Genomic DNA, 20,317 nt, shown 5'->3' on the forward strand with positions numbered 1-20,317 from the left:
AAAAGGAATTTGCCTGTTTAGGAGCGAATAAACAACGATAGAGAACTTAATAAGGAGAGGAAGAAGCCATATGAAAACACGTGTAACTGAGATTTTTGGCATTCGATATCCAATCGTTCAAGGAGGGCTTGCCTATCTGGCATATGCCGAGCTGGCTGCGGCGGTCTCTAATGCAGGAGGACTGGGGCAAATTACAGCGATGACGCTAGGCACGCCGGAGAAAGTGCGGGAAGAAATCCGTAAAGTTCGTACATTAACCGATAAGCCATTCGGCGTGAATTTTGCTATCGGGCAGCATGGCAGACCGTATGAGGAGTTATTGGATGTAGCCATTGAAGAAAAAGTGCCGGCCATCTCCATTACCGGAGGGAATCCGAAGCCGATTTTTGAACGGATAAAAGGGGAGAACATTCGCACGCTTGTGCTTGTGGCCGGAGTACGTCAAGCGCAAAAGGCGGCGGAGCTGGGCGCAGACGCAGTGATGGCTGTCGGACAAGAAGGTGGCGGTCATCTAGGTCGTGAAGATATCGGAACGATGGTACTCATTCCTAGAGTAGTGGAATCCGTATCGATTCCAGTGCTGGCGAGCGGAGGCATCGGGGACGGTCGCGGTCTATTGGCAGCGCTTGCACTTGGAGCAGAAGGCATCGAGATGGGAACCCGGTTCATTGCTACCCAGGAATGTGTGCATGCGAGTGAAGCATATAAGCAGGCAATTGTTAACAGTAAAGAGACGGATACGGTTATTATCAAGCGTACGCTAGGCGCACCAGGTCGCGTGTTGAAGACGGCCCATGCACTCGATATTATTGAACGGGAGCAAGATGGTGCGACTTATGAAGATTTGAAAGATATGATTAGCGGTCGGGCGAATCGAGCATACATTTATGATGGCAGCGAGGAAGCTGGCTACGGATGGGCTGGACAGGTAATCGGTCTCATTAAAGATGTGCCAACGGTGCAAGCGTTATTTGACAGCATGATAGCAGAGGCGGAAGAAGGGCGAAAACGTATGGAGGCGATCTTCGGCGCAAAAGTCCATGGATGATAACAATTCTTAGTGGCATAGAAAACAAGCATGGAAATTTATTAGCTCCGGCTCTTTCTTTCGACCGTATCGCTTGAAAAACTCGCGTGGCACAGCACGCGAGTTTTTCTTAAGCTCTAGGCATGTGAAAGTCGGTATAAAGGAAGCAGCGTGTCGAAGGTCTCTTCCACCGTCTTCAGTAGCTCTTCCGCAGACATTGTGGCGGCCTGTTCGCGACTAAGTGTTATGCCACAGAGCACTTCCGATTTTTTAACATGCTTGAGCTTATGTATAAGTTCGTTTACTTTCTCGTCGTCCATTCCGCTGTGAGGGAATGTATCTGGTTTGGTATGGTCGAACGACCAGACGAAATGTTTCGGGATTGCTTCTCGCAATGTTTCCCACTCCTGTTCCAAGCGTTCTGCAAACAGTGGTTTTACCGGTGATTCATAAATAATGGCGAACCAGATGAACAGGTGTGTTTCCCAAAGTCCCACCTGGAAATGTGGCAGCATCTTATAGCCACGCTTGTTGCTTGCCCATGCTACCCATGTATCTTTCGGTGGGTGAACGGTGCGCCGTGCGTGTTTGGCAACATGGTAGAACATCTCGTCGCCTGTTTCCGCGGAAAGGAAGGGAGTGAGTTCCTGCCCCAGCATGTCCAATTTGGGACGGAGTGTTTCTTTGAGGGCATCCATGCGTGCTTCGAGTCCGGGTACGGAAAATACGGCGAAGTCTTGTTCCGTAAGGCAATTCATAACCGATTTCCTCCTTGTAAAAAATCTGTTCTCATCGTATCACATGCTGCATACATTGTTAACAGTCTAGACTAACAATAAAAACAAGTTGCGTTTACAAAAAATGTACGATAAAATGATAATAACAAAAATAAATATTCTAAAAATTCCGCGAATGGAGGGGTAGCAATGCATGCGTTTGAGCAGATTGAGTATAGCGACGTGGCCCTATGGTTTAATAAGGAACAGGTACAGGAACTGGTCGCACGAATCATTGAAGCGGGCATGCGGGTTGCATGGAAAGAAACGAAGAAGTATTTTACCCTCTCCGTCCAGACTGAAGAAGAAAGCCATTGGCTTACATTTCGTAAAGTAGGTGCGCGTTACCGCTTACGCGATCGCCATTATAATACATCAGATCCGCGTTTCGAAAAAATTTTACAGCATTTTATCGAGCAGGCTAAAGGCCATGCGGTCATTAAAATGTTTACTGGTGGACAACTTGTCGTCCAGAAGATTCGCTATGGAGAAGCAGAACAAATTATCAAAATCTCGGGTGCTTCCAAAGAAGTTATTTTTGAAAAGGAATGCTCTGTCTCTATGGAAGAAGTAATGGAGGCGTTGCGTCGTCATGATGCCGAGGAGCGGATTCCGGTTCTCACGAGTGAAATCGATTATGAGCTTGCCGTATTGTATGAAGCGATGGAAGCGGGAGAGATGAAGACGGTGGAAGCTTGCAAGGAGAAGCTTGCCAAGCTCCATCATGAAATGATTATGCTTGAAGTGTAGCAAAAAGAAGGAAACCGCTTTCGATATGGAGAATATGTAGAGCATACTTCACCCGAAGTGTGCTTTTTTGTGTTATGATATCGCATACTAACAGGGGAAACATTTTCACTTGCGGAGGTAGACCATGAAAGTAAAAATTTCAACGGAAACAATTTCTTCGATTGCCACAGATTGTCTTATCGTTACGTATTGCGAAGACCAGGATACGGTGAAGGGGTATGCCAAAAGTGTTGATACGGCTCTTGAACACCGCATATCACAGCTTATTGCGGAGAAAGAAATCCGTGGAACCTTCGGGGAGGTTACCCTTCTGCATAACTGGGGCAAAATTCCTGCCAAGCGCACGCTCATTCTGGGGCTCGGCAAAGAAAAAGAACTTACAGCTGCCAAAGTGCGTGACGCTATTGGCTCCGCTGCACGTTATGCACAAAAGAGGGGCATTAAAAACGTTACATTCGGTGTTTCCAACTACTATGTAGAGAAGCGATTTTGGAACCCTGTCGACATCGTTCAGGGCGTAGTGGAGGGCGTGGAGCTTGGGACATACACATTCTCTGGCTACAAGAAGCGTGAAGAGCAGCCTTCTGTCATTGAAGAGTTTATTCTCGTTGTAAGTGAAGACTTAGAGCAGAGCGCGATTCAGGCAGGTCTTGAGAGAGCAGATTCGGCAGCATACGCAACCAATTTGGCACGTGATTTGGTTAACGAGCCTGGCAATAAGATGACACCAGCCATTCTGGCAGAGCGGGCGCGGGAAGTTGCCCATCGCCGAAATATGGAGGTAAAAGTGTTAAACAAGGCCGAGCTCGAAGAACTCGGCATGGGAGCGCTGCTCGGTGTCGGACAGGCAAGCACGAATGAACCTAAGATGGTCGTAATAAAATACAATGGTGCATCTGACAGCAAGGAAGTGCTTGGTTATGTAGGTAAAGGGATCACGTTTGATACGGGAGGCATTCAGGTTAAGCCGGATGAAGGTATGGGTGAGATGAAGACGGATATGGCTGGTGCAGCGGCGGTTATTGCTGCTATGGACGGCATAGGTGCCTTACAGCCACATGTTAACGTGATTGCCGTTATTCCTACATGCGAGAATATGATTGCTGGCAACAACTTGAAGCCGGCGGATGTCATTACCTCGTTCTCTGGCAAGACGATTGAAATCGTACATACGGATGCTGAAGGGCGCCTCATTTTGGCGGATGGCGTAGCGTACGCCAAGCATCAGGGTGCAACCAAGCTGGTTGACGTGGCAACGCTAACAGGTTCTGTCGTTTCTGCCCTTGGCCACGCGGCTACCGGTATGATTACGAACAATGCAGAATGGCTTGAAGAAGTAAAATCTGCGGCACGTATCGCCGGAGAAAGAGTATGGGAGTTACCGAACTTCGAAGAGTACCAAGAATATATTAAGAGTGAGATCGCCGATATCAAGAATGATGCCGGACGACCGGCTGGCTGTATTCAGGGCGGCATTTTTATTGGTGCATTTGCGGAGGATACACCGTGGGTGCATCTCGACATTGCAGGAACAGCTGTGACAGATAAGGACAAGGGCCACAATCCGGCTGGCGCTACCGGTGTAGCGGTTCGTACGTTGATTCAGCTTGCGATTCGTTTTGGTGGAAAATAAATGAAGAAGAAGCGGCTTATTAGTCGCTTCTTTTTTGTTCTGTATCCTTTTCTTTTTTGTATTGCTCCAGTCCTTTTTTGAATAGCTCCAGCAATACGTCATGCTGCGTCTTGCTTTTTACGTAGCTGCGGATGACGTTGATTTCCTTCACTAATTCAGCATCAAGGTGTAAGTTTACGGTCTTCCCTTTTTCTTCATCCAGAATTTCAAATCCATCCGACAGAGGTTTAATCATTCCGTTCACTTTCATTTCGCCTGTTAGAAGCGCCTTGTCTGGGATGGTTAACTTTTCCCCCTCCATAACGATCATGCTGTTATCTTCCGTAAATTTCAGATTGAATCCGTCTGCTGAATCTTTGTTTGCATCTCTTATTTTTCTTGCAATCAAAATATTATTATTTGTGTTTTTGATTTCAATACTTACCATCGCGCTCCGCACCTTTCAATTGCTCCTCGTTAACATCATCGATGATTGTGTAATCAGGTAACTGGATTTTGTATAGAAATTGTCCGTTCTCCATACGAATATCGGTTACTATAGCGGAAAAAGAAGTAGTTTCCGTAGAATACAGCACCTCATCCAATATATCGTAATAAGGGAAGAGGTATCCTCTAGTATATAAGAAAGAGAACACTATCGCTTTCTTATATAGATTCCGTTTTTTTCCCTGTTTGGTTTTTAAAGCCCAGAATTGTTCGCGCTCATCACTCACTTCGCCGAGATATCCTTCGTCTGCCCAGCGCTTAATGGTTGACATATTGATGAGCTTTCCAGAACGGTGCTCTATATAATCGATGATTTCTTTAGAAGATACATAGTATTTTCTCTGTTCCTGCTGGCTTTTATATTCGATTAATTTTTCTTCTAGGTCTGCAAGCAGAGCTTGTTTTTCCTTAATTTCTTGTCTTAAATGTTTGACACGAACTTCTAATTCCATTCTTCTGTATCCTTTCGCGCATGCCGGTATTCTGGAAATATGGGGCTCTTTCCTTCTTTATTTTATCAAAGTTTATCATTCCCTCAACCTTATTTCCCATTTGAGACGAGATAAAACATTCAATTCAGTCTATTCAGTAAAAATATTTATATTAGCAATTAAAAATGTTAATAATTATTTTTTTGTATAATAATATTAATATAAAGTTCTGAAAATTTTAACTATAATACAAACCATTTTCGCCAAGGAGGAGAGCATAGTGAATCAACAGGTTTTTATTCCCGTCGAAAAACTCAAGAAAAACTTTCAAGAGTTCATTCCCGGATTGCGGGAAAAGGATGCAACCGATGAGGCGAACCGTTGTCTTTATTGTTATGATGCGCCCTGTATTAAAGCTTGTCCGACCGGCATCAATATTCCTTCGTTCATCAAGAAAATCGCTTCCGGAAATATGAAGGGCTCTGCCCGTGTCATTATGGAAGCAAATCCGGTAGGTGCAAGCTGTGCGCGAGTTTGTCCTACTTCTGAGCTTTGCGAAGGAGCCTGCGTGCTCAATCACGCCTCTTCGCCGATTATGATCGGCCAATTACAGCGCTATGCTACAGATTGGGCGATGAAGAACGAGGTGACTTTATTCCATAAAGGTGAGGGTAACGGAAAAACCGCAGCGATAGTCGGGGGCGGCCCTGCAGGACTGTCTGCGGCCAGAGAACTGGCCCGGCTTGGTTATCAGGTAACTGTATATGAATCAAAAGCGCAGGCAGGGGGCCTGAATACGTATGGAATCGTATCGTTCCGTTTGCCCCAGCAGATCGCTCTATGGGAAGTAGAACAAGTCGAGAAGCTAGGCGTCACCATTCTTACCAACATGACGATCGGAAAGGATATTCAGGTGAGGGAGATTATAAACGGATACGATTATGTTGTGCTGGCTGTAGGGCTTGGCAATGTACCGGATTTAGGAATTGAAGGAGAAGAGCTGGATGGTGTTTACGATGCGATTCAGCTCGTAGAAGATACAAAAACCAAACCACTTGAAACGCTTTCGGTCGGCAAAAAGGTCGTTGTTATTGGTGCGGGAAACACGGCGATCGATGCAGCTACCTGTTCGCGCCGTCTTGGAGCAGAACAAGTGACCATGATGTATCGCCGTACGGAAAATGAGATGACAGCTTATGATTTCGAGTACGAGTTCGCCAAGCAAGAAGGAGTCGAATTCAGATGGCTGGTAACCCCTGTCCGCATTGTAGGAGATGGGAATGGGAAAGTAAAAGCGCTTGAATGCGTACGCATGGAACTTGGTGAACCGGATGCATCGGGTCGACCGCATCCAGTGAAAGTGGAAGGCTCAGAGTTTACGGTCGAGGTTGATAGTGTAATTAAGGCGATTGGTCAAAATAAGCTGCTACCGCTCATTCAATCATTTGGATTGGAGCATGTTCGCGGCGTGATTAAAGTTAATGAGAACAACCAAACGTCCAATCCGAAAATTTTTGCTGCCGGCGATTGTATTTTTGGTCTGGGAAATGCTGAAGCCATGGTAGTTGATGCGGCTGAACAAGGCAAAAAAGCGGCGTATGGTATTCATAAGGCATATATGTCTACTCAAACAGAAGCCTTGGCATAAAAAACAGTAATCTATGAAATCCAAGGGGGTATTTCTATGGCTGATTTACGGATAAACCTGGGAGGAATTCAGGCGCCTAACCCATTCTGGCTCGCTTCAGCACCGCCTACCAACACAGGCTATCAGGTAGAGAGAGCGTTTGAGGCGGGATGGGGCGGAGCCGTATGGAAAACACTAGGCGATCCCATTATTAACGTGACGTCTCGCTTTGCAGGTTTGAAATACAACGGGCAAACCGTCGGATTTAATAATATTGAGTTGATTACTGACAGACCGCTTGAAGTCAACTTGAAAGAAATGAAGGAAGTGAAAAAGAAGTTTCCTAACCATGCACTTATCGCTTCTTTGATGATGGAGCCGAACCGTGAGAAATGGCATGAATTGGTTAAGGCGGTGGAAGACATCGGAGTGGATGGTCTGGAGCTGAATTTTGGCTGTCCGCACGGCATGGCGGAGCGCGGCATGGGAGCTGCAGTTGGGCAGCAGCCCGAACTCGTACAACAACAGACCGAGTGGGTGAAAGAGGTAGCGCAAACCCCGGTCATCATAAAGTTGACGCCAAATATTACGGACATTCGGTATACGGCACGGGCAGCCAAACAGGGCGGAGCAGACGCTATTAGTATGATTAATACAATTAATAGTTTGATGGGAGTTGATATCGATACATGGAATCCAATTCCCCATGTAGACGGGAAAGGGGCACACGGCGGCTATTGCGGACCTGCGGTAAAGCCAATTGCATTGAATATGGTAGCTGAATGTGCACGTGATCCACAGGTTAACTTACCGATTTCAGGTATTGGCGGCATTTCGAACTGGCGTGATGTCGTAGAGTTTATGCTGATGGGCTCGTCTGGTATCCAGGTGTGTACTGCCGCCATGTTGTACGGCTTTAGAATCGTAGAGGATATGATCGAAGGGCTGAGTAATTATCTTGATGAACGAGGTATCGAATCAGTTATGGATATTGTAGGGAAGTCGGTGCCTCGCTATTCCGAATGGGGGAACTTGAACCTTAATTATAAAGTGGTGGCACGCATTGATGAACAATCCTGTATTAACTGCAATCGATGCCATATTGCTTGCGAAGATACGTCCCACCAATGCATTGATATTGTACAGATGGAGAATGGTCGTGAAAAGCTGGTCGTACGGGAAGAAGATTGCGTAGGATGCAATTTGTGCTCGATTGTCTGCCCGATAGAGGATTGTATTACGATGGTAGAAGTGGCAAGCGAGCAGCCACCGCTTACATGGAGAGAACATACAGCCTTGATGAACTCGGCGCAATAAAGTAAAGCTTCCAACAGCAGGGGGCTTATTGACCCTTGGACTGGGATAAAAAAGGGGGAAAACGAATGGCGAAAATAATTAAAGGGGGAACCGTCGTTACCGGTTCGGATATATATGAAGCGGATATTTTGATTGAAGGAGAAAAAATTGTCTCCATTGCCGATACGATTGAAAAGGCCGAGGCAGAAATTATTGATGCCAAAGGGTGCTATGTATTTCCGGGCGGCATCGACCCTCATACACATCTGGATATGCCATTCGGCGGAACGGTAACAGCGGACGATTTTGAAACAGGCACTCGTGCTGCTGCTTTTGGTGGTACGACAACAATCGTAGATTTCTGTCTTACGCAAAAAGGCAAACCACTAAAAGAAGCAGTGGATATGTGGCATAAAAAAGCGGACGGAAAAGCTATGATCGACTATAGTTTTCACCTGATGATTAGCGAAATGAATGATAATGTGCTCAATGAGTTGCCAGCCATTGTTCAGGAACAGGGAATTACTTCTTTAAAGCTGTTTATGGCTTATAAAAACGTATTCCAGGTCGATGACGGTACGCTTTTTCAAACGCTCACAAAGGCCAAAGAACTCGGGGCGCTCGTTCAGGTTCACGCAGAAAACGGAGATGTTATTGATTTGCTCGTACAAAAAGCGCTGCAACAAGGTAATACATCCCCTTATTATCATGCAGTAACCCGTCCTCCGGAAGTGGAAGCAGAGGCAACGGGAAGAGCCATTGCAATGGCTGCGCTTGCCGATGCACCGATTTATGTTGTGCATGTATCATGCGCATCTGCAGCGAATAAAATCAAGGAAGCGCGTGCTCAAGGATTGAAAGTATGGGGAGAAACATGCCAGCAATATTTAGTGCTTGACGTAACCGACTTGCAAAAATCCGATTTCGAAGGTGCCAAATATGTATGGTCTCCTCCCCTTAGGGAGAAATGGAATCAGGAAGAGCTGTGGGCAGCTCTGCGCAACGGAAGCCTGCAAACGGTAGGCTCGGATCAATGCTCTTTTAACTTTGAAGGGCAAAAAGATCTGGGAAAAGATGATTTCACTAAAATTCCGAACGGGGGCCCGCTCATTGAAGACCGATTCTCCATTCTATATTCGGAAGGTGTGCATAAAGGAAGAATTGGATTAAACACGTTTGTGAATGCCGTATCTACAAACGCCGCCAAATTATTCGGGCTCTTTCCGAAGAAAGGAACGATTGCAGTAGGAAGCGACGCGGACATCGTCGTTTTTAATCCGAACATTGAACGTACGCTTTCCGCTTCTACCCACCATATGAACGTAGATTATAACCCGTTTGAAGGAATGAAAGTAACAGGAGAGCCGGTTGTTGTTCTTTCTAGGGGCGAGGTACTTGTCAAAGGTAAACAATTTCACGGTAGAAAAGGAAGAGGACAGTATATAAGCAGGCAGCAATTTCGACAATATTAACCTGGATCATGGTAGCTGATTTTAGGGAGGGAATAGGATGTCTAAAGAAGTTGTAATTGGGCTAATTCAGGCAAGCCATGATGTGCACGGGGATGAACCGGTGGAAGTGCATAAGGAAAAGGCAATCATCAAACATATGGCCCTCATTGATGAGGCGGTGGCCAAGGGGGCACAGATTATCTGCTTGCAAGAAATTTTCTACGGGCCATATTTCTGCGCTGAGCAGACGGTTAAATGGTATGAGGCAGCCGAACCGATTCCAGACGGACCAACGACACAACGTTTCCAGGAAGTTGCGAGGAAAAACAATGTGGTTATCGTGTTGCCGATTTACGAAAAAGCGGCAGAAGGTGTGTATTATAATACGGCCGCTGTCATTGATGCAGATGGAACGTACCTTGGAAAATACCGTAAAAAGCACATTCCCCATGTAGCAGCTGGCGAAGGAGGCACAGGCTTTTGGGAGAAGTATTATTTCAAACCGGGTAATGAGGATTATCCGGTATTCGATACGAAATATGCAAAGGTCGGTGTCTATATTTGCTATGATAGGCACTTCCCGGAAGGGGCACGTCTTTTAGGGCTTAATGGAGCAGAGATTGTGTTTAATCCTTCCGCAACTGTAGCAGGCACCTCGGAGTATTTGTGGAAGCTAGAGCAGCCTGCTCACGCAGTTGCGAACGGATTTTATGTTGCGGCCATTAATCGTGTCGGTTTTGAAGCACCATGGAATATGGGCGAATTCTACGGGCAAAGCTACCTTGTCAACCCGCGAGGTGAATTTGTAGCGATGGGTAGTCGGGATAAGGATGAGGTGATTATCGGAATTATGGACCGGAATGTCATACACAACGTGCGGGATCAGTGGCAATTTTACCGAGATAGACGTCCTGAAACATATGTGAATCTCTCTGCTCAACTCTAAATTAAAAAAGGAAGGAAGCGGCTGCCGCTTCCTTCCTTTTTTAATGAGTAAGAAAATATAAAATTGAGAAGACAAGAATTTTGTGTTATAGTTTTTTCAGATTTTCATAATGATATAGTGGGAGCTTGTTCCAGGGATGTACATCATCTTCCGCGTAAAGAAAGATACAGGTAGGAAGGGAATGTGAGGTGTTCTTACTCTGATATGAAGGAGGAGAACGGCAAATGGTAGAGCACGTAGTTGCCTATAGGGGAATCTGTCTGTCGGAAGCTATGGAAGTGGTCGGGAACCAGAAGTACCTCGCTGCGGAAGAGAGAAAGTTTTGGAATGATATTGAGATTAAAGCAGTATTCGGGTCAGGCGTATATCTTGTGAGCGATTATACGGTCGCTGCAGAATATGCGTATTGTCATGCAGAGGCAAACAATGATAAAGGAAGTGTGATTCGCCAGTCGTTATGTCTGCAGAATCCGCTGTTACTTGACGGTTGTTTCGGTGAGAAGGAGATACGAAGCTTGGCGTTAGCATGGAAATACCCGAGTGGGACGATAGATGAAGAAGCTGAAGAGATAGCGAGCATAGGATTAAGTCGTTGGGCCGGAAATATTATTCGGGAATATGTGACGAAACTCGGCTATGATGGAATCATTTATCACATCGACGACACGTTGACATATTATATTGCTTATAAGCCCGATGAACAGATTAGCGCCGTTCAATTGGATTTTGTGTATGATATCGGAGATATTCAGTCCTGTACATTTGCCGATCTACGGAATCAGTATCAGGCGCATACGGAAGAAACGCCAGTCCAGGAATAGAAGAACCTCCCCGGCCGCATGTCAGCGTGCCAGGGAGGTTTTTTATTGTTCGCTATTTTATCCCGCTTTAACGGACAGTATCCTGCCACTTCAAGACCTGGAGAAATGAAGGAAGGGCAACCTTCCCCTAAAGATCCGATAGGTTCACTTTATGGCTGCTCCCGCATCAGACGTAGATGAGGAAGTAGGTGTGTCATCTGAGAATACAGTAATGGCCTCATATTCTTCTTTGCTTAACACGCTCTTGTCATTTCTCATGAGATAAACGTACGCGAAAATTGAAATAAACAGGCCGAATGTCCAGGCGTTATCCCACATGAAACGAAGTGAAGGAATAAATAGCCCCAAGATGGGAATGGCGACACCGATTAGAAGCGCGTACACACCGTTCATATTGAAGCCGGATGTGTAATTATAACGGCCATCAAGTGTGTACAGCTCTTTTAATGCCATCCGCCTACGGCGTACGAGCCAGTAATCAGCGATGGCGATTCCATCGATAGGCCCCAGGAGCGCTCCGTACGTTCCTAGCCACCCGAAGATGTAGTTTCCAAAGTTGGACATGATATACCAAGGTTGCATGAGGAGTGCGAATAAACCGGTAATAACAGCCCCCATCGCAAAAGTAAGGCGCTGCGGATACAGGTTTTCAACGGCACGGGCTGGTGCGACAACGTTAGCCCCAACATTAATAGTAATGGAAGAAATAACGATGACAATCGTTCCTAAAAAGATGATAAACGGAGGAAACTTGGCGAGTAAAAGTACCGGGTCCCAGAGGGCTTCGCCAAAAATAACGAGCGTGGTGGAAGTGACAGCAATGCCGATAAAGGAGAATACACCCATCGTAAACGGAAGCGATAAGCTCTGAGCCACAGCTTGTGCCTTTTGACTTTTTGCATAACGACAGAAATCTGGAATATTTAATGCCATAGTAGCCCAAAAGGCGATAACACCAGTTAAAGAAGGGAAAAAGTATTTAAGGAACTCACCGGTGGAGCTAAACTTGGAAGGTGCAGACAGCATCGGTCCCCAGCCGCCAGCTGAAGTAAACGCCCAGACGAGAAGAATCACTGCTGAGAGAGCCAATATGGGGGCTGCAATAATGCTGAGTAATTTGATCGCTTCTGGTCCTTTATAGGCAATACCAACGTTTAATACCCAGAATAACGCAAATACAATGGCGGTATGGAAGGGAACACTTTGCCAGAAGGAAAAGGAAGCGGATAATAACGTATCGATCGCACCGGCCCCGATCCATGTATTGATGCCGAACCAGCCGGCGCCTACAATAGCCCGGGCCATTGCCGGAATATGCGCTCCCTTAGAACCGAACCAAAGTCGGGCAAACACAGGATATGGAATCCCAAACTTAGTCCCGGCATGAGAGTTAAGCAGAATGGGAATGAGCACGATAACATTACCAAGGAAGATGGTAAAGATTGCTTGATACCAGTTCATGCCCAGACTAATCATTCCACTCGCCATCGTATACGTGGGAATACAGAGACACATGCCGACCCATAAAGCGGCGAAGTTAATTCCTTTCCATGAATGTTCTTCTGTTGTAGTGGGACGCAAATCCTCATTCCATAGCGGACTGTTTTCCATTTGTTGTGAAACTTCCGGATCAAGCGTTACAATACCGTTTGTTTCAATTTGAGTTTTCATGGCTCTCCTCCTTTATGAAAATGAAAAAATACACAGAAATAAAAATACAGGAGAGAATATACAGGACAAATAGTTTATTGGAGACCTCCTTCACTACTCTTTTTGGAATCAAAAAAATAGGAATATATTTTTTGTTGCTAAAAAAATATATTCCTCAGATTTGATTATAAGTACTCGTCTACATGTGGTCAACGAAATATTTTGAAAATTTAAACAAAGATTGTGAGATAATTTATCATTGCTTCTTTTTTAATAGTTCATGGAATAAAAGAGCAGCTTCAATGCAAAGGCGTTTGTCCTGAGTCAAATAATCTTCACCAAGCAAATCTCGGCACTTTTCTAAACGATGATACAATGTTTGCCGATGAATGAATAGTTCCTGTGCCGTTGATTGCTTGGAGCCCATATGCTTCAAGTAGACCCGCAGCGTTTCGAGCAGCTGGGCATTATAATCCCTGTCATACTCCAGGAGAGCTCCAATGTGTCCCGTAATAAAAGAACTCATACGTTCTTTACTATTAAATCTAGGGACAAGCTGGTAGATGCCGAGATCTTCGTAGAAGGGACGGCCTGAGAGCGTTTGATTAATTTTCAGTGTTTCTTCCGCCTCTTCAAAGCTTTCTTTTCCTTCCATTATCCGTGTTTTTATCTGACCGAATCCAATCGTTATGTGCGTATCGCCACCAAACATATGCAGTAAGGATTGCTCGAATTGAACGATAAATGCTTGTAACCGTTTTTTGATGAAAGCAGTATCATATTTGCGTGAGAATAGGCATAGTATATATAATTTTGTCCCTTCCAACATAAGAAGTGCTTGTAGAGATTGCTTTTGGAGAAGCGAGCGAACAAGCAAGATAATATCGTCATTTGGTTCTATGCTATCTCCTTCATAGCGAAGCAAGGTATGGTGCAAAGTAGCAATGCCCGCTATACAAGCAAATGGGTCAGAGGTGGGAAAGAAAGGGCCAATTTGTTCCTGTGCTTGTTCTTCGTCAGTTACCGTACCTTCGAGTAGTTCCCGCAAAAAGCGATCCTGTCCTTCCCTCCTTTTTTCTTCCAAGAGCATGCAGCGAAGTAAAAAGTTCGTTACTGATTTTGCTGCATAGTCGAGCGACATCAACAATGACTCAGAGATTTTCTCCCCGCTTATTACAAGCCCGATATAAGAAACGGTTTGTCCGAGAGAGATAATAGGCTGTGACAGAATGAAACGGCGCATATCCAACTGCAATACACCCGCTTGTTGTGAAGAAAGTGGGTCTTTCGTTAACGCCTCCTTGTATAAAGTAAGAGTTTTCTTGGCTTCTGCTAGACTGCTGTTTGGTATAGATAAGCTTTCACCGGAAGGAGAGTAGTATACCACCTGGTGTGAAGTATGCCGATGCAGGGCAGATACAATAGGTCGCACGTCTGTTGCACGCAGCGTAATTCGTTGCAAATCCTGGGAGAAAGCGGCCAGATTTTGTAGGCTTTCGAGTTGACTATTCACGAGAAGCGAGTGAATGTCCTGTGTAATTTCAACAAACCGGACACGTTCCGTAAAGACGATAAGAGGGAAGTCATGGCGGTTTGCGACTGATAGCATATCGGATGGAAGCTGTGAAAAGTAATCACCCAGTTCGATGCACAGTCCAGCGACTCCATGGTGAATCAATTCTTGCAAATAGTCTTCCCGCTCTTTTTCGTTTGTTCCGGCAAGTCCAAGACCAGTAGATAAAATTAAATCATCTCTATTGATATAGAGTCCCGCATTTTTGATATCGACAATGTGAACCCAGCCAATGGTACGCCCTATGCCATTATGTCCTGCAACAATGCTGGCACATTTGAAAAGAGGTCGTTGTAATACTTCTGCAATACTGAGCATACTTTCTGCTCCTTTCTATCAGTTGATTATACATTTCGTCCAGTTACTCTGTATATTATCAGACAACGTGTATAATGAAAATTTTCTGAATTATTATTAATATTAAATGTAGCAATCAAAAAAGGAGTGAAGGCGTTAATGAACATGAAACAAGTAGAAATCGCCTTGCTTAAAAATTGCATAAATGGGAGCTGGGTTGATGCTCAAACGGATCGGTTCGAAGAAGTAATTAATCCTGCCACCGGTGAAATCATTGCCAAAACACCTCTTTCTTCTCATGAGGATGTTGCACAGGCAGTGAGGGCGGCCGAGCATGCGTTTAAGGAATGGAAAGAGACGCCGATTGGCGAAAGAAGCAAGCTGATGTTTAAGTTTCATGCCATTTTGCTTGAACATCAAGAGGAACTGGCGGAATTAATTACGAAAGAAAATGGAAAAACATACCACGAGGCGTATGCAGAATTGTTTCGTGGCTTTGAGTCGGTCGAATTTGCCTGTGGACTTCCAACGCTAATGATGGGAGATAATCTATCGAATGTATCCAAAGGTATCGATACTCATATGGTGCGGTTTCCACTCGGCGTGGTAGCGGGTATTACTCCGTTCAATTTTCCGGGCATGCTTCCGCTTTGGATGTTTCCACTGGCAATTGCTTGCGGTAATACGTTTGTATTAAAGCCATCAGAGAAGACGCCGTTAAGCGCTGTACGTGTTGTGGAATTAGCTCAAAAAGCGGGTGTACCCGATGGGGTCCTCAATCTTGTGCACGGTGCACATGATGCAGTGAACGGATTGCTTGAACATCCCGGTATCAAAGCCGTTTCTTTTATTGGCTCCCAACCGGTCGCAGAATATATCTATAAGACAGCTTCAAAACACGGTAAGCGTGTACAGGCGCTAGCAGGTGCGAAAAATCACCACCTTGTTATGCCGGATGCCGACCTGGACAAGACAGCAGAAATTCTTGTGAGTTCCGCGTTTGGCTGTGCAGGTGAGCGTTGCCTGGCTGCCAGCGTGGTAGTAGCCCATGAAGCGATTGCAGACGAATTAGCCCAGAAACTTGTTACGTATTCAGATAGACTGAGGGTAGGACCGGGAGATGATCGGAGCAATGAGATGGGACCGGTCATCCGTAGGAGCCAATTAGAGCGGGCGCACAGCTATATTCAACAAGGGGAAGAGAGCGGGGCACGACTTATTCGTGACGGTCGGGAAGAGGGAGTGAAAATTGGGCAAGGCTATTTCCTCGGGCCAACTGTGTTCGATTATGCTCAACCGGATATGAGTATCATCCAGGATGAAATTTTTGCGCCGGTGCTTAGCATGATGCGAGTCCGAAGCTTTGATGAAGGCATAGAGATGATAAGTAGGTCCCGCTTCGGTAACGGGGCTTGCGTTTATACGAACAGCGGGGCATACGCCAGGGAATTCATACAGCGAGTAGAGGCTGGCATGGTTGGAGTGAATATTGGTTTGCCGGCTCCAATGAGTTTTCTTCCGTTTTCTGGGTGGAAAAATTCTTTCTATGGTGATTTGCATGCGAACGGAAAAGACGGAGTAGAATTCTATACGAGAAAAAAAGTAGTAACGACCCGTTGGTATAAAGGAGATGAAACGTCCATCGACCAGAAACGAGATTTTGTAAAGTAAACCAATACTGGTATAGGGAGGAGAAGGAAGACAATTGGCGACTCTTCATCTGAATATAAGCAGCGAACGATTGGAAAAGCGCATTGCCGAATTGGCGAAAATCGGTCAAATTGAAGAAACCGGTGTGTGTAGGCTCGCCCTGTCTAAAGAGGACAAACAGGCCGTAGAGACAGTGAAACAGTGGATGACTGAAGCTGGAATGACCGCACGCATCGATCATTTCGGAAATCTTATCGGACGGTTGGAAGGAAAAAAAACTGATGCTCCCGTTTTGATGATCGGCTCGCATATCGACTCTCAGCCGTATGGCGGCCGTTTCGACGGCACAATCGGAGTGTTGGGCGGCATAGAAGTAGTACAAACAATGAAGGAAAATGGGATCGTTCCTGATATGCCGATCGAGGTAGCAGCATTTTGTGATGAAGAAGGATGCCGCTTTAATAAAGGATTGTTCGGTGTACGAGGCATTCTCGGTAGACTGGAACCAGAAGAACTTGGACGCAAGGATAAGAATGGGGTAACAAGAAAGCAAGCACTCATCGATTTCGGCTGTGACCCTTCAAGGTTCCATGAGTCAGAATATGAGGCAGGTACAATTGGTGCCTATTTGGAACTGCATATTGAACAAGGGCCGATACTTGAAGCGATGGATCGACCTGTCGGTATCGTGACGGGCATTTCGGGACCACTTTGGCTCACGGTGGAAATGGTCGGATTTGCTGGGCATGCGGGTTCGGTGCCTATGTCCATGCGCCAGGATGGGCTGCTTGGAGCAGCTAAGGTCATTGTCAAGTTGAATGAAATTGCATCGCGCTACCCGGAGAATCCAACGGTAGGAACTGTCGGAAGCCTGCAGGTATTCCCAGATTCGCGCAATATTATTCCGGAACGGGTCGTATTTACCGTAGATTTGCGTGACATTGATATTGAACGTCGTCATGAATACGAAGTTGAATTGCGCCAGGCGATAGAAGAAATTGCTGGTGAGCATGGTTTGGCATATACAATACGGGAAGATACGAATAGCGAACCGAGATATTGTGCTGAACAGATTATGGAAAAAATGCGTGAAGCATGTACGGAGATGGGAGTGGACGCACCAGAATTAATGAGCGGACCGTTTCATGATGCGCTCGCCATGTCGTATGTTTGCGATTATGGAATGATTTTTGTACGTTGCAAAGATGGGGTGAGTCATAACCCGAAAGAATTCTCCACATATGAAGATATTGCTTTGGGAACGGAAGTGCTCTATAAAACCGCGCTCAAAATGATCTCCACTTCCGTTTAGCCTATCGCCGTTTTGCATGGCAAAGTTCCGCCGATACTATTGTGTTGGCGGTTTTTTTGTTGGTTAAAATAGACCCAATTTGTAAAAAAGCCCAACATTCGCTGTGGTCATAATAAGGTTATCTGATATAAAATAAATACGTTGTGGATTTATCCTGATCCAATGGACAGTGATATGTGCAGCTAATCATTAGTGGGAGAGAAAGAAAACCTCCACTGATGGAAGTTTTACTTTATTGCAGTGAAAGGATGGTACAGCCGTGGAGGTATGGTTCACGAAGGAAATCGTCGCAGGCATTTTCGGTCTTCTTCTGCTTTTGTTTCTTCTACTTTTTATCTGGAATATCGTTCTAAGTGTGAAATTCGGCCGTTTGAAGAAGCGATTTAGACGAATGGCGCAAGGAACGTCCGAAGATAATCTGGAACAAATGCTTGAAAAAGTATTTAATCGGATGGATGCACTCGAAGCGTCTCGTCAGGAAGTGGAGCGTTTGACAGAGGCGATGCATAGGGAAGTGAGAGGACAAAAAGGTAAGCTTGGCATTTTGCGTTTTGCCGCGTTTGAGAACGAAGGTAGTGATTTGAGTTTTTCTGTGGCGCTAGTCGATGATAATCAGAACGGTATGGTGATGACAAGCATTTACGGCCGTCATGAATCTCGTGTGTATGCTAAGCCAATTGAGAATGGAACTTCATCTTACGCCCTGTCGGAAGAAGAGAAGCAGGCACTGGCGTTGGCAGTAAAAAATAACGCAAACCTCGAATAAAAAAGTGTTGCATGTTTACTGTATTCGTGTTACTTTAGTGTTCGTTAAGTAAGTTTGCGTAAAATTAGGAACCAGGATTCACTTAAAGGGTGGGAATGTTTTTCCCTCACTCGCCCCCGTGGTGAATGACGTAGGTCCTAGCGATGTTTACACTACTCATCCTAGGAAGGGGGAGCTGGAAGATGGAATATTCAACTTTCGGCAGACATGTAGCGATTGATGTATGGGGAGTCGAATTTGAGCGTCTGAATAGCGCGGAGTTTTTGAAAAATCATATGGTAGAAGCAGCGGAGGCGTGCGGTGCAACGGTGTTGTCTGTACAGGCTCAGCAATTTGAACCACAGGGTGCTACTGTACTTGTGATGCTTTCGGAAAGCCATATCTCCATTCATACGTATCCTGAACGAGGTTTTGCTGCTCTTGACTGTTATACATGTGGGGAAACAGTAGATCCGCAAATTGCTATCGATTATATGGTGTCGGTGTTACAACCGGAGAAATTTTATGTAAAAAAATTGATTCGCGGTGTCGGCGAACTAGAAATCGTTACGCCTGAGGTAAACCGCAACTACATTCAAGCGTAACGAAATAAGAAGGAAGAGAGGCGAAAGAGCCTCTCTTTTTTTGTTAGGAAAGTATAGAAATTTTTGAGATTTCTACGGTTGTTTTTTTTTGGGAATGTACGGTAAGATGAAAGCGTATATATATTGATCTAAATTTGGGTTATGGGAGATAAAAGATGTATATAGAATTCTTTCTGATTTTTGTATTAACGGCAGTAACATATGAGCTAGGGTTCGCCCAGAAGCTGCCTATTCTTAAGAAAGTAGGCGTTTATGTACTGCTGTTTATCGGAGCATTTCCCCTTACATTGTTCAATGCGCTGGAACTTCCAATGATTCCGGCCCTTTGTGTCGCTGTTGTTGTACTGTTCCTGACCCGCCTGCGACGTAAAGATGTGAAGTCGATGCGAGAAAAAGAGCAGAGAGGGTGAAGTCATGCTGTGGTTGACACCGATAAGAGAAACGGAAGAAGGTTGGACGCTAGGGGAAGAACGGATTCGTTACACAGAGTCAGAGATAGCTCCTGTGTTATCTGTACTGAAGGGCATCCATCCGCGTCTGCTGCCGCTCGTAAAGGCGGCGATTCTTCCGGATGAGCCGGACGAGGAAGCAGAGGCTGGAGCTTGCGGAACAGCAGCCGATTTCGATCTTTCCGTGCAAGGGGATATTGAATTCGACGGGAGACAATGGAGGTTATCTCATTGTGGCCAGAGTTTTTTTCATATGCTGCTTTCAGAAGAGGAGATAAGAGGGCTGCTCGTGGCTGTACCGCAAGTCACGGAAGAGATTGCAGGACATATGGAACGCTGGTTACAAAGCGGGATGCGTGCCATTGTAATTAAAGAATAAACGCGAGGAGTGGAGACATTGACGAAGCAATTTCAGAATGCACTATTTGATTATCTACAGATTAAAATTGTTGCAGACGCTCGGCCAGAGGATGATGCAGCAAAAAAAACGAGCGAGTTTTTTTATTCTGTTCTTGAGGAAGATTATAAGCTGGAGGATCTAGCGTTTACGAAAGATGAGACCATGTACCATGTTACATATACAATGGAAGGAAAAACAAAAAAACAGTTCTATGACAGGGAAGCGGTGGAGCAACTGCTTGCGGCTATCGAAGCGGAACCGCGCTATGGAAAGTAAAAAGATCATTTAAGTTGAGTACGGACATGCGCTATTCCGTACTCTTTTTTAATGATTAGGAAAGTATATCTCACTTTACTGTTGTAAAGTGAGATATACTTTCCTCCCTTTTTAAG

20 protein-coding genes are annotated in these 20,317 nt (G+C 45.3%); 15 read left to right on the forward strand and 5 right to left on the reverse strand.

The window, feature by feature from the left end; genetic code table 11:
- The first annotated feature begins 70 nt into the window (after window positions 1-70).
- Window positions 71-1,048 (forward strand): NAD(P)H-dependent flavin oxidoreductase, encoded by a 978-nt coding sequence (locus tag AF333_RS09210; protein WP_043066118.1) that lies wholly within the window; start codon window positions 71-73, stop codon window positions 1,046-1,048.
- 116 nt (window positions 1,049-1,164) lie between these two features.
- On the opposite strand, the gene AF333_RS09215 is transcribed toward AF333_RS09210, so the two are convergent.
- Window positions 1,165-1,785 carry a YktB family protein gene (locus AF333_RS09215; protein WP_043066117.1) on the reverse strand — a complete coding sequence of 207 codons (621 nt, stop codon included), beginning with the start codon at window positions 1,783-1,785 and terminating at the stop codon, window positions 1,165-1,167.
- Window positions 1,786-1,953: 168 nt separating this feature from the next.
- Between AF333_RS09215 and AF333_RS09220 the strand changes: the two genes are divergently transcribed.
- Entirely contained in the window at window positions 1,954-2,553 is a 600-nt protein-coding gene (locus AF333_RS09220; RefSeq protein ID WP_043066116.1) for a response regulator, read from the forward strand.
- Window positions 2,554-2,677: 124 nt separating this feature from the next.
- Window positions 2,678-4,186, forward strand: a complete 1,509-nt coding sequence (locus AF333_RS09225) for a leucyl aminopeptidase (RefSeq protein WP_043066115.1) — start codon at window positions 2,678-2,680, stop codon at window positions 4,184-4,186.
- Window positions 4,187-4,205: 19 nt separating this feature from the next.
- Here the strand turns inward: AF333_RS09225 and AF333_RS09230 are convergent, their stop codons facing one another.
- On the reverse strand, window positions 4,206-4,613 hold the full coding sequence (locus AF333_RS09230) for a hypothetical protein (protein WP_043066114.1): 408 nt from the start codon (window positions 4,611-4,613) through the stop codon (window positions 4,206-4,208).
- Complete coding sequence (locus AF333_RS09235) at window positions 4,600-5,124, reverse strand: hypothetical protein (RefSeq protein WP_043066113.1); 525 nt, start codon at window positions 5,122-5,124, stop codon at window positions 4,600-4,602. The genes AF333_RS09230 and AF333_RS09235 overlap by 14 nt, the downstream gene beginning before the upstream one ends.
- Before the next feature lie 256 nt (window positions 5,125-5,380).
- Between AF333_RS09235 and AF333_RS09240 the strand changes: the two genes are divergently transcribed.
- The 5 genes from AF333_RS09240 to AF333_RS09260 all read left to right on the forward strand — a co-directional run bounded on the left by AF333_RS09240 (window position 5,381) and on the right by AF333_RS09260 (window position 11,244).
- On the forward strand, window positions 5,381-6,751 hold the full coding sequence (locus tag AF333_RS09240) for an NAD(P)-dependent oxidoreductase (protein ID WP_139188854.1): 1,371 nt from the start codon (window positions 5,381-5,383) through the stop codon (window positions 6,749-6,751).
- 36 nt (window positions 6,752-6,787) lie between these two features.
- Window positions 6,788-8,047 (forward strand): NAD-dependent dihydropyrimidine dehydrogenase subunit PreA, encoded by a 1,260-nt coding sequence (preA, locus tag AF333_RS09245; protein WP_043066111.1) that lies wholly within the window; start codon window positions 6,788-6,790, stop codon window positions 8,045-8,047.
- A gap of 65 nt (window positions 8,048-8,112) precedes the next feature.
- Window positions 8,113-9,498, forward strand: a complete 1,386-nt coding sequence (hydA, locus tag AF333_RS09250) for a dihydropyrimidinase (protein ID WP_043066110.1) — start codon at window positions 8,113-8,115, stop codon at window positions 9,496-9,498.
- A 37-nt stretch (window positions 9,499-9,535) separates the two neighbouring features.
- Entirely contained in the window at window positions 9,536-10,423 is an 888-nt protein-coding gene (locus AF333_RS09255) for a nitrilase-related carbon-nitrogen hydrolase (protein ID WP_043066109.1), read from the forward strand.
- Between the two features lie 224 nt (window positions 10,424-10,647).
- Window positions 10,648-11,244: a hypothetical protein gene (locus AF333_RS09260; protein ID WP_052520827.1), complete on the forward strand. Its 597-nt coding sequence runs from the start codon at window positions 10,648-10,650 to the stop codon at window positions 11,242-11,244.
- A gap of 144 nt (window positions 11,245-11,388) precedes the next feature.
- On the opposite strand, the gene AF333_RS09265 is transcribed toward AF333_RS09260, so the two are convergent.
- A complete protein-coding gene (locus AF333_RS09265; RefSeq protein ID WP_043066108.1) occupies window positions 11,389-12,915 on the reverse strand; it encodes an NCS1 family nucleobase:cation symporter-1 in 1,527 nt (508 codons plus the stop codon).
- Window positions 12,916-13,150: 235 nt separating this feature from the next.
- Window positions 13,151-14,785: a PucR family transcriptional regulator gene (locus AF333_RS09270; RefSeq protein ID WP_043066107.1), complete on the reverse strand. Its 1,635-nt coding sequence runs from the start codon at window positions 14,783-14,785 to the stop codon at window positions 13,151-13,153.
- A gap of 144 nt (window positions 14,786-14,929) precedes the next feature.
- On the opposite strand from AF333_RS09270, the gene AF333_RS09275 reads away from it, so the two are divergent.
- From AF333_RS09275 to AF333_RS09305, 7 genes are all read left to right on the forward strand, one after another.
- Window positions 14,930-16,435 (forward strand): CoA-acylating methylmalonate-semialdehyde dehydrogenase, encoded by a 1,506-nt coding sequence (locus tag AF333_RS09275; protein ID WP_043066193.1) that lies wholly within the window; start codon window positions 14,930-14,932, stop codon window positions 16,433-16,435.
- Between the two features lie 34 nt (window positions 16,436-16,469).
- The gene (locus AF333_RS09280; protein ID WP_043066106.1) at window positions 16,470-17,726 is read left to right on the forward strand and encodes a M20 family metallo-hydrolase; all 1,257 of its coding nucleotides are present in this window, start codon (window positions 16,470-16,472) and stop codon (window positions 17,724-17,726) included.
- Between the two features lie 259 nt (window positions 17,727-17,985).
- Window positions 17,986-18,492: a DUF4446 family protein gene (locus tag AF333_RS09285; RefSeq protein ID WP_043066105.1), complete on the forward strand. Its 507-nt coding sequence runs from the start codon at window positions 17,986-17,988 to the stop codon at window positions 18,490-18,492.
- 182 nt (window positions 18,493-18,674) lie between these two features.
- Entirely contained in the window at window positions 18,675-19,076 is a 402-nt protein-coding gene (gene speD, locus AF333_RS09290) for an adenosylmethionine decarboxylase (protein ID WP_043066104.1), read from the forward strand.
- A 155-nt stretch (window positions 19,077-19,231) separates the two neighbouring features.
- Window positions 19,232-19,486 carry a YlaH-like family protein gene (locus AF333_RS09295; protein WP_043066103.1) on the forward strand — a complete coding sequence of 85 codons (255 nt, stop codon included), beginning with the start codon at window positions 19,232-19,234 and terminating at the stop codon, window positions 19,484-19,486.
- A 4-nt stretch (window positions 19,487-19,490) separates the two neighbouring features.
- Entirely contained in the window at window positions 19,491-19,904 is a 414-nt protein-coding gene (locus AF333_RS09300) for a hypothetical protein (protein ID WP_043066102.1), read from the forward strand.
- Between the two features lie 18 nt (window positions 19,905-19,922).
- A complete protein-coding gene (locus AF333_RS09305; protein ID WP_043066101.1) occupies window positions 19,923-20,201 on the forward strand; it encodes a hypothetical protein in 279 nt (92 codons plus the stop codon).
- Window positions 20,202-20,317 lie beyond the last annotated feature (116 nt).

This window comes from Aneurinibacillus migulanus, from assembly GCF_001274715.1.
GTDB classification, from domain to species: domain Bacteria; phylum Bacillota; class Bacilli; order Aneurinibacillales; family Aneurinibacillaceae; genus Aneurinibacillus; species Aneurinibacillus migulanus.

What these genes read in the sequence shown, in the direction of transcription:
- hydA (WP_043066110.1), top strand. Translation starts at nt 8,113, where the DNA reads ATGGCGAAAATAATTAAAGGGGGAACCGTCGTTACCGGTTCGGATATA.
- AF333_RS09275 (WP_043066193.1), top strand. Translation starts at nt 14,930, where the DNA reads ATGAAACAAGTAGAAATCGCCTTGCTTAAAAATTGCATAAATGGGAGC.
- AF333_RS09295 (WP_043066103.1), top strand. Translation starts at nt 19,232, where the DNA reads ATGTATATAGAATTCTTTCTGATTTTTGTATTAACGGCAGTAACATAT.
- preA (WP_043066111.1), top strand. Translation starts at nt 6,788, where the DNA reads ATGGCTGATTTACGGATAAACCTGGGAGGAATTCAGGCGCCTAACCCA.
- speD (WP_043066104.1), top strand. Translation starts at nt 18,675, where the DNA reads ATGGAATATTCAACTTTCGGCAGACATGTAGCGATTGATGTATGGGGA.
- AF333_RS09300 (WP_043066102.1), top strand. Translation starts at nt 19,491, where the DNA reads ATGCTGTGGTTGACACCGATAAGAGAAACGGAAGAAGGTTGGACGCTA.
- AF333_RS09210 (WP_043066118.1), top strand. Translation starts at nt 71, where the DNA reads ATGAAAACACGTGTAACTGAGATTTTTGGCATTCGATATCCAATCGTT.
- AF333_RS09265 (WP_043066108.1), bottom strand. Translation starts at nt 12,915, where the DNA reads ATGAAAACTCAAATTGAAACAAACGGTATTGTAACGCTTGATCCGGAA.
- AF333_RS09220 (WP_043066116.1), top strand. Translation starts at nt 1,954, where the DNA reads ATGCATGCGTTTGAGCAGATTGAGTATAGCGACGTGGCCCTATGGTTT.
- AF333_RS09230 (WP_043066114.1), bottom strand. Translation starts at nt 4,613, where the DNA reads ATGGTAAGTATTGAAATCAAAAACACAAATAATAATATTTTGATTGCA.
- AF333_RS09215 (WP_043066117.1), bottom strand. Translation starts at nt 1,785, where the DNA reads ATGAATTGCCTTACGGAACAAGACTTCGCCGTATTTTCCGTACCCGGA.
- AF333_RS09270 (WP_043066107.1), bottom strand. Translation starts at nt 14,785, where the DNA reads ATGCTCAGTATTGCAGAAGTATTACAACGACCTCTTTTCAAATGTGCC.
- AF333_RS09225 (WP_043066115.1), top strand. Translation starts at nt 2,678, where the DNA reads ATGAAAGTAAAAATTTCAACGGAAACAATTTCTTCGATTGCCACAGAT.
- AF333_RS09235 (WP_043066113.1), bottom strand. Translation starts at nt 5,124, where the DNA reads ATGGAATTAGAAGTTCGTGTCAAACATTTAAGACAAGAAATTAAGGAA.
- AF333_RS09255 (WP_043066109.1), top strand. Translation starts at nt 9,536, where the DNA reads ATGTCTAAAGAAGTTGTAATTGGGCTAATTCAGGCAAGCCATGATGTG.
- AF333_RS09260 (WP_052520827.1), top strand. Translation starts at nt 10,648, where the DNA reads ATGGTAGAGCACGTAGTTGCCTATAGGGGAATCTGTCTGTCGGAAGCT.